The following is a 12,244-nucleotide window of genomic DNA, read 5'->3' as shown; positions in this document are numbered from 1 at the left end:
GCTATTTTTTAAGAAAAATACGCCTCCCGGGACGCGTTGTTCCCGGAATGCGCCCCCTCGGATTTCGAGGAGGCAGAGCTAATCCCGTGTGCGGCATCTGCGGCTTTGCCGGTCCGGGCGACGCCACGGCCCTGGCCGCCATGAACGGCCGGCTCGCCCGGCGCGGACCGGACGGGGAGGGCGTCTTTGCCGATGCGCCGGCCGGGGTCTTCCTGGCCCACCGGCGGCTGGCCATCATCGACCTGGCCGGCGGCCGCCAGCCCATGGCCACGCCGGACGGCAGTCTGGCCGTCACCTACAACGGCGAGATCTACAACCACGCCGCGCTTCGCCGGGAACTGACGGCCAAGGGCCACCACTTCGCCACCGGCCACAGCGACACCGAGGTCCTGCTCCACGGCTGGCGGGAGTGGGGCGAGACCCTGCCCGAACACTTAAACGGCATGTGGGCCTTTGCCCTCTACGACAAGGCCCGGGGACAGCTTTTTTGCTCCCGGGACCGGTTCGGCAAGAAGCCTTTTTTCTACGCCGCCCGGCCCGGCTTTTTCGCCTTTGCCTCGGAGCTTTCGAGTCTCATCGCCCATCCCGCCCTGGCCGGCCTTTCCGTCTCCCGGCCGGTCCTTCGCAAGTATTTCGCCTACGGGTTCATCCCCGGACCCAATGCCCTCTATGCCGGCACGGCCAAGCTGCCCGGCGGGGAGAACCTGCTGGTGGACGTCGGCACCTTGTCGGTCGTCCGCCGCACGTGGTGGTCCTTTTGCATCGAGCCCATGGAAGCGGTGCCGGCCGACCCGGAGCGGGAGTGGGGCGGCCGGCTGCTCGAACTTTTGGACGCGGCCGTGGCCCGGCGGCTCATGGCCGACGTGCCCCTTGGCGTCTTTCTTTCCGGCGGGGTCGATTCCTCGGCCATAACCGCCCTGGCCGTGCGGCACGCCCCGGACATCGCCGCCTTTTCCATCGGCTTCGACGACCCGGATTTCGACGAGTCGGCCAAGGCCCGCCGGGCCGCCGCCTTTTGCCGGGTCACCCACCACGAGGCCCGTTTCTCCCTGGAGACGGCCCTTTCCCTCATGCCCGAGATCCTCGGCCGGCTGGACGAGCCCATGGGCGACGTGTCCCTGGTGCCAACGGCCCTTCTTTGCCGGGAGACCCGCAAACACGTGACCGTCGCCCTTGGCGGCGACGGCGCGGACGAGCTTTTTGCCGGCTACGACCCGTTCCGGGCCATCCGGGCGGCCGAGTGCTATGCCCGGCTGGCCCCGAAGCCGCTCCACCGCGCCCTGACCCTCCTGGCCGCCCGGCTGCCCGTCGGCCACGGCTACATGCACGCGAGCTTCAAGGTGAACCGGTTTTTGCGCGGCCTGTCCTTTCCCCCGCGCCTGTGGAACCCGACCTGGCTCGGGCCGCTGGCGCCGGACGAGATCGCCGGCCTTTTCGAGGAAACAGTCGATGCCGAGGACCTCTACAGCGAGGCCATCGGGGTCTTCGAGGCCTGCCCGTCGCGAAGCCTGGTGGACAAGACCATGGAGTTCTACACCCGGCTCTACTTGCAGGACGACATCCTGGTCAAAACCGACCGGGCCGGCATGATGCACTCCCTGGAGGTCCGGGCACCCTTCCTCGACATCGAACTGGTCGATTTCGTGCGCACCATGCCGCACGCCTGGAAGTTTCGCCGGGGCACCACCAAGTACATCCTCAAAAAGGCCCTGGAGGCCGTCCTGCCCCGCGACATCATCTACCGCCGCAAGCAGGGCTTCGGTGTGCCGGTCGGCCGCTGGCTGGCCGACGGCGCCCTCCCCATGGGCGCGCCGTCGCCGCTCGAAACCGGGCTTTCCACGGCCTTCATCGACAGCCGCATCCGGGAACACCGGTCCGGCGCGGCGGACCACCGGCTGTTTCTCTGGAACCTGTGGGTCCTGCGGCGTATGGCCGGGGGCGGAGTCTGACGTGGAGCGCGATACCCTCGAATACGTGGCCCTGCGGGTCATCCGCCGTTTTTTTTTCCGTGAGGCCAGCCTGCATGCCCTGGGCCGGTTCCTGCCCCATTACCGGGTCAATACCGGCCTGACCGATCCCTGGGCCATTGCCGAGGCCTACGCTTCCGATCTGGCCCGGGTCGGGGTTTCCGTCGCCGGCCAGCGGATTCTCGAAATCGGCAGCGGCGCGGCCAACGGCGTGGGCTATGCCCTGGCCGCCCTGGGCGCGGCCAAGGTGGTCTGCCACGAACCCTTCGTCCCCTTTGACGTGGGCCTGGACGCCAAGCACCTGGGCGGGCTCGTGCCCCGCTTCCCCACGGTCAGGTTTTCCGTCGTGGACCGGGTCAGGACCCTCGCCGGCCTGCCGGACGGTTCCATCGACCTCGTGGTCTCCAATTCCGTGCTCGAGCACGTGGCCGACCCCGGGGCACTCTTTGCCGACCTCGGCCGGCTCCTGGCCCCGGGCGGCGTCATGCTCCACCGGGTCGACTACCGGGACCACTTTTTCAAATATCCCTTCCATTTTCTCCTCTTCTCCAAATTCGCCTGGAAGTGGTTTTTGAATCCCGGCGACCTGCCCCGCTGGCGTCTCGACGACCACCTCGCCGCCCTGGCCGCCGCCGGCTTCGACGCCAGCGTCCTCGAAGCCGACAGCGACCCCGAAGCCTTCGCCGCCATAGCCGGCCGGTTGCATCCCGACTTCCAGGACCGGGACCCGGCGATGCTGGCCGTGACGCGGGCTGTGATATATGCCTCCGGCGGCCGGGGCTTTGCCCCGGACCCCACCGGGGGGAATGATTCCCCCCGGACCCCCCCGGCGGGGTAAAGGGTGGGCGAACAAATGATGGACCAACAGCGACCCATGGAAAGTTTTTGGGAAGGGAGAGCGCGAGAGGGGAACCCCTTTTTTCAAAAAGGGTTCCCCTCTCGCATGCTTTTATTGAATTACGAATACCCGCCGCTCGGCGGCGGGGCGGGGAACGCCACGGCCAACCTGGCCCGGGAGCTGGCCGGCCTGGGCGTGGCCGTGCGGGTGGTCACGGCCGCCTTTAAGGGCCTGCCCCGGCGGGAGGCGGTGGACGGCTACGCGGTCCGGCGCCTGCCGGCCCTGCGTCGCCACGCCGACCACTGTTCGCCGCTGGAGATGCTTTCGTTCATGGGGAGCGCGGCCGTGGCCTTGCCGGTCCTGGCCCGGGAGTTTCGGCCGGACGTGTGTGTGGCCTTTTTCGGCATCCCCTGCGGCCCGGCGGCCTGGGTCCTGAAGCTTTTGCGGGGCGTTCCCTATGTCGTATCGCTTCGGGGCGGCGACGTGCCCGGGTTCCAGCCCTACGATCTGGCCGGCTACCACCGGCTGACCGGGCCTTTGATCCGCTTTCTCTGGCGCCAGGCCGCCCATGTGGTGGCCAACAGCCGGGGGCTGGCCGCACTGGCCCGCACCTCCGCCGGTCAAACACCCATCGCCATGATTCCCAACGGCGTGGATACGGCTCTTTTCACCCCGGCGTCCGAGCTGTCGCGGGAAGGGCCGGTGCGGCTGGTCTTTGTCGGCCGGCTGGTCCGCCAAAAGGGCCTGGACGTGCTGCTGGACGCCCTGGCCCGGCTGCCGGAAACGGCCTGCTTCGAGCTTTCCATCGTCGGCGACGGGCCGCTTCGTCGCGAACTCGCCGAACGGGCCAGGCGCCTTGGCCTTGGCGACCGGGTCCGGTTCGCCGGCTGGGTCGGCCGGGCGGACATGCCGGAGCTTTTGCGCGAGGCCGACGCCTTTGTCTTTCCCTCCCGCGACGAGGGCATGCCGAACGCGGTGCTCGAAGCCATGGCCGCCGGGCTGGCCGTGGCCGCCACCCGCATCGCCGGCAACGAGGAGCTGGTCGAGGACGGCCGGACCGGCTTTCTCGTACCCCCGGACGATCCGGCCGCCCTGGCTTCCGTCCTCACCCGGCTGATCGGGGACCGCAACCTGTGCTGGCGGCTCGGCGCGGCCGGCCGGGACAAGGTCGTGCGGGAATACTCCTGGCGCGTGGTGGCCGGGGCCTACCTGGACCTTTTCCGAAAAGAACCAATTATTCTTTCCTCATAGAGGAAAAAGGAACAACAGAGTGACATCCTCGGAAAGAGCCTCGCGCCTGGACTGCTTCATCAGTCCAGGGGGTCCGGGGGGCCATGGAACCATGCCGCCCCCCGGCCGCCGGAGGCATCCCCCTCTTCTCTCTCCCCAAGGAATACTGACATGTGCGGCATCTGCGGGTTCGTGACACCTCGGGGCGGGGCCGGGGAGCTTGGCGCCACCCTGGCCGCCATGACCCGGTCCCTGGCCCACCGGGGACCGGACGGCGAAGGGTTTTACCACGACGCCTTTGCCGGCGGCGGCGGGGCTTTCCTGGGCCATCGCCGGCTGGCCATCATTGACCTGGCCACCGGCGACCAGCCGCTTTTCAACGAGACGCGTTCCCTGGCCGTGGTTTTCAACGGCGAGATCTACAATTTCCAGGCCCTTCGCGAAGAGTTGCAGGCCACGGGCCACGTCTTCGCCACCCGAAGCGACACCGAGGTCATCGTCCACCTCTACGAGGAGCTGGGCCCGGCCTGCGCGGCCCGGCTGCGCGGCATGTTCGCCCTGGCCCTCTGGGACGCCGACCGGCGCGAGCTGTTCCTGGCCCGGGACCCGTTCGGCAAAAAGCCCCTCTATTACGCCGAGGAGGGCGGCGCCTTCGTCTTCGGCTCCGAGCCCAAGGCCATCCTCGCCTTTCCCGGCCGGACCGCCCGGCTCGATCCGGCCGCCGTGGGCCACTACCTGACCCTCCAGCACGTGCCCGAGCCGGCCACCGGTTTTGCCGGCATAAGGGGCCTGCCCGCCGGCCACACGCTCGTCTGGCGCGACGGCCGGGCCAGCCCCCCCGCCCGTTATTTCCAGCTCGACTATCTGCCCAAGCTCGCCGGCTCCGTGGACGCCCTGGCCGAGGAGCTGCGCGTCCGGGTCACCGAGGCCGTGCGCCTGCGTCTGGTCGCGGACGTGCCGCTCGGGGCCCACCTTTCCGGCGGCGTGGATTCCGGCATCGTCACCGCCGTCATGGCCGGGCTGACCGACCGGCCGGTGCGGACCTTTTCCATCGGCTTCGCCGAAGAGGCCTTCAGCGAGACGGCCAAGGCCCGGGCCGTGGCCGACCGCTTCGGCACCGAGCACACGGAATTCACCCTCGGCTTCGCCGCGGCCCGGGACGTCATGGAAGACGTGGTGGCCGCCACGGACATGCCCTTTGCCGATCCCTCGGCTCTGGCCGCCTGGCACCTGTGCCGGCTGACCCGGGAGCACGTGACCGTGGCCCTGAACGGCGACGGCGGGGACGAGATGTTCGCCGGCTACCAGCGCTACTTCCTCGATCCCCTGGCCGATGCCTACGCCCGGCTGCCCCATGCCGTGACCCAGCGGTTCGTGCCCTGGCTGGCCGGCAAACTTCCCGCCCAGGGCGATGTGCCCGTGGAAGCCGACTGGCGGGCCGGCATCGCCCGCCTGGCCCAGGCCGTCCGCCTGCCCCGGGCCGGGAGCCTCGCCCGCTGGGGCTCCTATTTCTCCCCCTGGGACCGCGACGCTCTCCTGCGTCCGGAATTCGCCCGGGCCGCCCGTCTGGATGCCGTCCGGGGCGACACCGTGGCCCTTTACGAGGCCGCCTTTGCCGCGGCCACGGCCGACAACCCGCTCGACCGGGGCCTTTTCGCGGATTCGAGCATCTATCTGCCCGGCGATCTGCTCGTCAAAGCCGACCGCATGGCCATGGCCCACGGCCTGGAGGGCCGCTCGCCCTTTCTCGACGTGGAGCTGGCCGCCTTCGCCGCCCGCCTGCCCGTGCGCTGCAAGCTGCGCGGCAAAACCGGCAAGTATCTTCTGCGCCGGGCCTTCGCCCCCCTTCTCCCGCCCCGCATCGCCGACCAGCCCAAGCGCGGCTTCGGCCTGCCCCTGGCCGGCTGGTTCCGGGGGCCGCTTCGCGCCTTTGCCCGCGATCTCCTCTCCGGCGGCCGCCTTGTGAAGGACATCGCCCGCCCCGAAGCCGTCGAAGCCCTGCTCGCCGCCCACGAAACCGGCCGGGCCGACCATGGCAAGCGGCTCTTCGCCCTGGTCATGCTGGAGCTGTGGCTGCGCCGGTATCTGTAAAGCGGGGAGAGGAGCGGAGGAACGGAGGAGGGGGGAGATGCCTCGGGCGGCCGGGGTGGAAAATCCCCTCCCGGCCGCCCGAGGCTTTTCCCTGCGTGCTACGTCAGCGGATGCAGGCAGTCGTGGCCGTGCTCGTGGGCCTGGCACAGTTCGGCGCTGTCGGTGAGCGTGCCGGCCAGGTAGGCGGCGGCCGCGTCATGGACCGGGCCGCCGGCGCCGCGAATGACGGTGATGCCGGAACGGCTGAGCTTGTCGGCCGCGCCCTGGCCCATGTTGCCGGCGATGAGCACGGTGACGCCCATGCCGAGAAGCGTTTCCACCAGATTGGAGCGGCAGCCGCACTCGGCCGGCGGGGCGAAGGTCTCTTCCCCGGCAATGGTGTTGTCCGCGCCGACGGAGAGGATCGTGAAATAGCCGCAGTGGCCGAAGTGCTGGTCCACCTGGCCGTCTCGGGAAGGAATGGCGATCTTGGTCATCTCGGTCTCCTCTGTATGCACCCCGCCTTCCTACCGTGTTTAGCCGGGAGAGGAAAGTCCCTTGGCCCCGGGCACCGGGCCGGCCCAGGCCGGGGACGGGGAGCAGAACGGGGCGAAGCCGCCCATGGCCGCCAGCTCCTTGGCCGTGGCCTCGGCGCTCCGGTGGACCACGCCCCGGATTCCAAGCGTGGCGGCCACTTCCACGAACAGGGCCCGGTCGTCGATGTAGGCCGATTCCTCGGGCGCGGCCTGGGCGATGTCCAGGGCGATGCGGAAGATGTCGGCGTCGGGCTTTCGGAAGTGGACGAAGCACGAGGACACGAAGGCGTCCATGAAACAGCCGAGGCCAAAGGTCCGGATGCGGTAGACGTTCAGTTCGCGGCCCTCGTTGTTGACGGCCACGATCTTGATGCCCTGGGCGGCCTTTAAGCCGCGCACGTATTCGAGCATGGCGGGAAGCGGCCTCGACTGGGCGTACATGAAGTCCGTAAAGGCCTTTCGGTCGAAAGGCCGGGGGGCGTGGAACACGGTCCGGTCCAGATAGTCGTCGAGGCTGAGTTTGCCTTCCTCGTAGGCGTCGAAGGTCAGGTGGTGGCGCTCGTCCATCTCGTCCGGATCGAGGTCGAAGGTCTCGGCCGCGAGCCGTCTCGACCGCCGGTCCCAGCCGTTGGTCAGAAGCACGCCGCCGACATCGCTGAAAAGCGTGGTAATGGGCCGTGTCACCGCAGGACTCCCCCTTTCCCGCCGGCCGGCGGGGTTGACGCCGTGGCCGCCAGGGCCGGCCTCTCCTTCTTAGACGATTTTGGCCGGGCGGCGTCAAGGGACGGCCGGGGCGTCGGGCGATGGCCCGCGCGTCAGGCGACGGGGGGATGGCGACGGCGGAAAAGGCCGGTCTCGCAGACCGGGCGGGTGCGCCAGTTGCGGGTGATGGCCAGGACGCGCAGGCCGAAGGTGATGACGATGGTGGCCAGGGCGGCGTTCAGGGGGGCAAAGCCCAGGGACTGGCGCAGGAACGGATAGGCCAGGCAGCCGATCAGGGCCGCGAAGGCGTAGAACTGGCCCGGCCGGAAAACCAGCGGCTCCTCGCGGGTCAACACGTCGCGCAACAGCCCGCCGCCACAGGCGTTGACCGTGCCGACCAGCACGGCCGGGGCGAAGTCCAGGCCAAAGGCCAGGGACTTTTCCATGCCGACCACGGCATAGGCGCCAAGGGCCGCCGCGTCGACCAGGGCCACGAATTTTTCCGACAACACGGCCCGGCGGCCGAAGACCAGGCAGGCCAGGGCCGCGGCGGCCACGGCAAAGAGGTAGTCCTGGTTCCTGACCACGGCCGGCACCCCGGCCTGAAGAAAGATGCCGTCGCGGATGAGGGCCCCGCCGACGCCCGTGGCCAGGGCCAGGCCAAGCAGCCCCACCAGGTCGAACTCCCGGCGGATGGCCTCGATGGCCCCGGTGGCGGCCATCAAAAAGACGGCGAAAAGATCCAGATACAGCGGCAGTTCGAAACCCTGGCTCATGGGCGCTCCTTCGGCGGCGTTCCCCGCCCCGAGGGACTCCTCGGGGCGGGGCGCGGTACATAGGATCGGCCGGAGGCCGCGTCAAGAGGCCTTTTTCGGGGTCCGCCGGACGAGGCCGGCCAGCTGCGGCACGATGCGCGGCAGCATGACCAGGAAGATGGCGCAGTAGAGGAAGGTGAAGAGGAAGTGGACCTGGGTGCCGTTCAGGTTCCCGGGCAGGCGGGCCCAGACCTCCTGGGGCACGGCCGGGGCCAGGAACTGGCCGATGAAAAGGACGAACAGGAGCACCGCCCCCCGGATCGACAGGCGAAGGCCGGCCAGGAGTCCCACGGCCAGAAGCGACTGGGCGGCGGTCAGGAGGATCTCGTGCATCTGCAGGCTGTCAAGCGGCATGGGCACGGCGAAGGTGCCGGCCGAAATGCCGTAGACGGCCGGAATCATGCCGACCAGGAGCGTCCACTGGTTGAGCTTCGACGAGATGAGGCTGCCAAGGGCCAGCCCGCCCTGGCCGCGCAGGGCGAACATGATGGCCACGATGAATTCCGGGGCCTCCGAGGCGATGGGGGCCAGCCACTGCACGAGCAGGAACTCGTTTATGCCAAGGATCTTGCCCGTGGCCACCAGCCCCTCGCTGAACCCCTCGGCATTGGCCACGATGACCCCGGCGGCGAAAAGAAAGAGCAGGCCCGTGGTCAGCCGGCGTTTGATCCGGGGCAGCTGGCCGAGCCAGGCGGCCACGCCCGAAAGCTCCGGCTCCTCGCTCTCGCGGCGGGAGACGATGACGATGTAGACGCAGTAGAGGCCGATGAGGACCACGCCGTCCATCCAGGTGAGCGAACCGAAGAGCGGAATGGTCATGGCGTAGATCGTGGCCAGGCCGAGGAACAGGACCTCGGTGCGCCGCTGGAACCCCAGGACCACGGCCGTGCGCTGGCGCCACCAGACAATGGCCGCCACCGTGGTCCAGGCCAGGCCGATCAGCATCCGGTTGGCCCCGGTCATGTTGGCGATGGCGTAGTGGACGTAGTCGGACTCGGGCTCCTGGCCGGCCATCCAGGTGAAATACATGTCCACGGCGTATTCCGGCAAAACGGCGATCAGGGCCACCACGGCCAGGGCCAGGGCTTGGGGAATGTCGTGCTGGGCCACGTCGCAGGCCCAAAGGAGCAGGAACGAAGCCCCGAGGATGGCCGCGCCGGACACGGCGGCCGCCTGGGGCGGGGACAGGTGGATGGACAAGATGCCGCAGACGAGCCCGGGCAGGGCGGCGGCCACGGCCAGCCACATGGGGAAAAGCGCTTTTCGCATGGTGTCTCCTCGGTTTGGCGCGGCCGGCTAAAAAAAAGACCTTGGCACGCGCGCGCATGCCAAAGGTCTCGCCGATCGGTTCCGGAGGACCGACGACAGGGCCAGGCGGCGCATGCGCCGCAGGGATGTTGACCCTGTCCGAAACAGCTACTCCCCTTTGGGAAAATGACAATATGGCAAGGTCCGGCCCGCGTCAAGCGCCGCCGGGCAACCCCTCGGGCCGCCGGGCCGCCGGACGGTGTCGGGGCCCGAACCGGCCGTTCAGCCCGCGTCGCCCCCGAGCTGCTGCTCGACCTTTTCCGAAAAGAGGTAGAGCGCGTCGATGGCAAAGGCGAATTCCGGCACTTCTTCCCGCCACAGGGTCATGAGGTCCTTGACCTTCACCCGGGCGGCCTGGATCTCCGCCGCGGTCTCGGCGTTGTTGATGTCGGCCAAGGCCTCCAAATATTCGTCGCTCATGAAGGCCGTGACCAGGCCCCGCGACACCCGGTCCTTGTCGATCCCGTCCCAAACGCCTGCCGCCATGGTGTATCTCCTGTGATTTATTAAGATGCCTCCGGCGGCCGGGGGGGATGATCCCCCCGGACCCCCCCGATGGGAGGGCGGGGCGATGGCGCCCGGAGCATCATTTTTTCGGAGGCGGGGGTGAAAAAGCCCGGTCGCACCCCGTTAAGCGTTTTTGGGGAGGGTGGGGGTCCGGGGGAGGGAACCCCTTTTTGCAAAAAGGGGTTCCCTCCCCCGGTTCGCCTTTCCTTTCTTCGCCTACATGCGGTTTAAGGGCACGTTGGCGTAGGCTTCGTCGAAGTCGTCGTCGAGCTCTGCGGCGAAGCGGGCCGGGTCGAACTCCCGGCCGCAGCCGTGGCACGACAGCATGATCCGCAGGCAGGTGCGGTCGAAGGTCAGGGCCTGGCCGCACTCGGGGCAGGCCACCTTGGCCGTGGTCGGCTGGAACTGGATGCGGGAAAAAGCCATGGGTGCTCCTTTAAACCATGTTCGCGTCGCTCAGGATCATGATCAGGCGCTTGAACACGTCCATGTCGAACTGCTCCCCCATGTCGTCGCGCATGAGGCGAAGGGCCTGGAACGGGGGCATGGCGTCGGCGTAGGCCCGCGTGGTGGTCAGGGCGTCGTAGACGTCGGCCACGGCCACGGCCCGCACGTGCAGGGGAATGAGCTCGCCGGGCAGTTCGCCGGGGTAGCCGGACCCGTCCATGCGTTCGTGGTGCATGAGGATGCAGGCGGCGGCCGTCTGGGTCAGCGGCACCTCCTGGCACAGGGCCACGCCCTTGGCCGGGTGGGTGTTTATAAGCGTGCGCTCCTCGGCGGTCAAAGGGCCGGGCTTGGACAGGATGTCCCCCGGGATGCGGGTCTTGCCGATGTCGTGGAGCAGGGCCCCGATGCCGGCCTGGACCTGCGTGTATTCGTCGGCCTTCAGGGCCTGCAGGACGGCGGCGGTATAGACGAAGACGTGCACGTTGTGGGTATGCACGGTGTAGTCGTGGGAGGCCAGGGCGGCGATGCACTTGAGCGACTCTTCCATGGCCAGAAAGTGCAGGCTCTTTTCCACCAGGGCGGCCACCCGGGCGTATTCGCGCTTGCCGAGGCCCTTGGGGAGCCTTTTGTCGAACACGTCGCGGACCACGGCGTCGGTGGCCGTGTAGAGGACCTTGGCCCGCTCGGGGACCGGAATGGCCGTGTCGCCGAGGATGAACGGCAGGTTCTTCTCGATGTACCGGTCGTAGTCCGGCCGCTCCTCGCCCCGGATGAAGACCTCCTCCACGCCGGCGTCGTGGAGCTTTTGCCTGTGGCGCGGGGTGAACTGCTCGCCGGCCGGGGCATAGAGCACGAAGTTTCCGGCCTGCTTGATGTAGACCCGAAACCGCCCCAAGGCCTTGGGGAAGATCATCAGGGGGGAAACCGCGAAAAAGGTCTCTTCCCGCATGTTCATTGTGGCCTTTGCCTTCATGCCGCCTCCTCGGAGCGTGCCCGCGTCGGTCCGGCGGGACCGCGTCCGTGTCCTTTCGGCCGGGCTCTCAAAAAACTTGAGGCGTCTTCGTCGGTTAGGCCACGGAAACCGGGGCGGGGCTTTCGGGGAAATGCCGCAGCAACGCCGGCCGGCCGTCGGGCAGGCGGGTGGCTTCCAGGTAGAAGTCGAAGGCGTCGAGGGCAAGGCACAGGTCGAAGTCCTCTTCCGGCACGATGGCCGTGTCGCCGAAAAAGATCTCGGCCGTGGTTGCGGTCCGCAGGAATCGCGGGATGGTCTCGAAGGCGTTGGGCACGCCCTGCAGGACGTTGGCCAGGTACATGGCGCACAGCTTGTCTTCCGGGGCGTGGGACAGGCCGGCCTTGCCCATGGCCACGATGGACACGACCGCCGGGTCGGCGGCCCGCAGGGCCGCGGCCGTGGCCGCCATGTTGGTAAACGAGCAGGTCAGCACCCGGTCGGCCACGTCCATGGCCGCGAAAAGGCCGCGCGTGCCGGCGGACGTCGCGTGGACCAGGGTCTTGCCGGTGAGGTCGGCCTGGCGGACCTCGCTTGGGGAGTTGCCGAAATCGAAGCCCGGAAGCTTCAGGCAGTGGCGTTCGCCAGCCAGCACGTACTCCGGATGGGCGGCCTTCAAGGCCCGGGCCTCTTCCACGGTATCGACCGGCAGGATCTTTTCCACCCCGGCGGCAAAGGCGTAGCAGGCCACGGAGCAGGCCCGAAAGACGTCGATGATGACAGCTGTCCCCGTGGCCTCGGCGGCCCCGGAGAGAAGCTCGAGCATTTTGATGCGCACGGCAAAACCCTCCCGTCACGGGGGCATAGCAGCGGGA

General features: G+C 68.5%; 12 protein-coding genes. 4 read left to right on the top strand and 8 right to left on the bottom strand.

Annotated features, from left to right (window positions below):
• The first annotated feature begins 86 nt into the window (after positions 1-86).
• The 4 genes from asnB (DFW101_RS10470) (at position 87) to asnB (DFW101_RS10455) (ending at position 6,126) form a co-directional block, all read left to right on the top strand.
• The gene (asnB, locus tag DFW101_RS10470) at positions 87-1,949 is read left to right on the top strand and encodes an asparagine synthase (glutamine-hydrolyzing) (RefSeq protein WP_009181488.1); all 1,863 of its coding nucleotides are present in this window, start codon (positions 87-89) and stop codon (positions 1,947-1,949) included.
• Between the two features lies 1 nt (position 1,950).
• On the top strand, positions 1,951-2,805 hold the full coding sequence (locus DFW101_RS10465; RefSeq protein ID WP_009181487.1) for a class I SAM-dependent methyltransferase: 855 nt from the start codon (positions 1,951-1,953) through the stop codon (positions 2,803-2,805).
• 105 nt (positions 2,806-2,910) lie between these two features.
• Positions 2,911-4,056: a glycosyltransferase family 4 protein gene (locus DFW101_RS10460; protein WP_009181486.1), complete on the top strand. Its 1,146-nt coding sequence runs from the start codon at positions 2,911-2,913 to the stop codon at positions 4,054-4,056.
• A 150-nt stretch (positions 4,057-4,206) separates the two neighbouring features.
• Positions 4,207-6,126, top strand: a complete 1,920-nt coding sequence (gene asnB / locus DFW101_RS10455; RefSeq protein ID WP_009181485.1) for an asparagine synthase (glutamine-hydrolyzing) — start codon at positions 4,207-4,209, stop codon at positions 6,124-6,126.
• A gap of 98 nt (positions 6,127-6,224) precedes the next feature.
• On the opposite strand, the gene DFW101_RS10450 is transcribed toward asnB (DFW101_RS10455), so the two are convergent.
• The 8 genes from DFW101_RS10450 to DFW101_RS10415 all read right to left on the bottom strand — a co-directional run bounded on the left by DFW101_RS10450 (position 6,225) and on the right by DFW101_RS10415 (position 12,207).
• On the bottom strand, positions 6,225-6,602 hold the full coding sequence (locus DFW101_RS10450) for a NifB/NifX family molybdenum-iron cluster-binding protein (RefSeq protein ID WP_009181484.1): 378 nt from the start codon (positions 6,600-6,602) through the stop codon (positions 6,225-6,227).
• A gap of 39 nt (positions 6,603-6,641) precedes the next feature.
• Entirely contained in the window at positions 6,642-7,325 is a 684-nt protein-coding gene (locus DFW101_RS10445; protein ID WP_009181483.1) for an HAD family hydrolase, read from the bottom strand.
• A gap of 131 nt (positions 7,326-7,456) precedes the next feature.
• On the bottom strand, positions 7,457-8,119 hold the full coding sequence (locus DFW101_RS10440) for a trimeric intracellular cation channel family protein (protein ID WP_009181482.1): 663 nt from the start codon (positions 8,117-8,119) through the stop codon (positions 7,457-7,459).
• Positions 8,120-8,200: 81 nt separating this feature from the next.
• A complete protein-coding gene (locus tag DFW101_RS10435) occupies positions 8,201-9,427 on the bottom strand; it encodes a sodium/hydrogen exchanger (RefSeq protein ID WP_009181481.1) in 1,227 nt (408 codons plus the stop codon).
• 261 nt (positions 9,428-9,688) lie between these two features.
• On the bottom strand, positions 9,689-9,952 hold the full coding sequence (locus DFW101_RS10430) for a hypothetical protein (protein WP_009181480.1): 264 nt from the start codon (positions 9,950-9,952) through the stop codon (positions 9,689-9,691).
• 237 nt (positions 9,953-10,189) lie between these two features.
• Positions 10,190-10,399: a dual CXXC motif small (seleno)protein gene (locus DFW101_RS10425; protein ID WP_009181479.1), complete on the bottom strand. Its 210-nt coding sequence runs from the start codon at positions 10,397-10,399 to the stop codon at positions 10,190-10,192.
• A gap of 10 nt (positions 10,400-10,409) precedes the next feature.
• Positions 10,410-11,393: an HD-GYP domain-containing protein gene (locus tag DFW101_RS10420; RefSeq protein WP_009181478.1), complete on the bottom strand. Its 984-nt coding sequence runs from the start codon at positions 11,391-11,393 to the stop codon at positions 10,410-10,412.
• Between the two features lie 94 nt (positions 11,394-11,487).
• Entirely contained in the window at positions 11,488-12,207 is a 720-nt protein-coding gene (locus tag DFW101_RS10415) for a 2-phosphosulfolactate phosphatase (RefSeq protein ID WP_009181477.1), read from the bottom strand.
• Positions 12,208-12,244: the final 37 nt, after the last annotated feature.

It is taken from the genome of Solidesulfovibrio carbinoliphilus subsp. oakridgensis (assembly GCF_000177215.2).
GTDB lineage: Bacteria > Desulfobacterota > Desulfovibrionia > Desulfovibrionales > Desulfovibrionaceae > Solidesulfovibrio > Solidesulfovibrio carbinoliphilus.
This window is presented reverse-complemented; position numbering and strand designations above follow the sequence as displayed.

Excerpts from the sequence above, each read along its gene's own strand:
- DFW101_RS10420 (WP_009181478.1), bottom strand. The coding sequence starts at position 11,393 with ATGAAGGCAAAGGCCACAATGAACATGCGGGAAGAGACCTTTTTCGCG.
- asnB (WP_009181485.1), top strand. The coding sequence starts at position 4,207 with ATGTGCGGCATCTGCGGGTTCGTGACACCTCGGGGCGGGGCCGGGGAG.
- DFW101_RS10430 (WP_009181480.1), bottom strand. The coding sequence starts at position 9,952 with ATGGCGGCAGGCGTTTGGGACGGGATCGACAAGGACCGGGTGTCGCGG.
- DFW101_RS10450 (WP_009181484.1), bottom strand. The coding sequence starts at position 6,602 with ATGACCAAGATCGCCATTCCTTCCCGAGACGGCCAGGTGGACCAGCAC.
- DFW101_RS10460 (WP_009181486.1), top strand. The coding sequence starts at position 2,911 with ATGCTTTTATTGAATTACGAATACCCGCCGCTCGGCGGCGGGGCGGGG.
- DFW101_RS10425 (WP_009181479.1), bottom strand. The coding sequence starts at position 10,399 with ATGGCTTTTTCCCGCATCCAGTTCCAGCCGACCACGGCCAAGGTGGCC.
- DFW101_RS10440 (WP_009181482.1), bottom strand. The coding sequence starts at position 8,119 with ATGAGCCAGGGTTTCGAACTGCCGCTGTATCTGGATCTTTTCGCCGTC.
- DFW101_RS10435 (WP_009181481.1), bottom strand. The coding sequence starts at position 9,427 with ATGCGAAAAGCGCTTTTCCCCATGTGGCTGGCCGTGGCCGCCGCCCTG.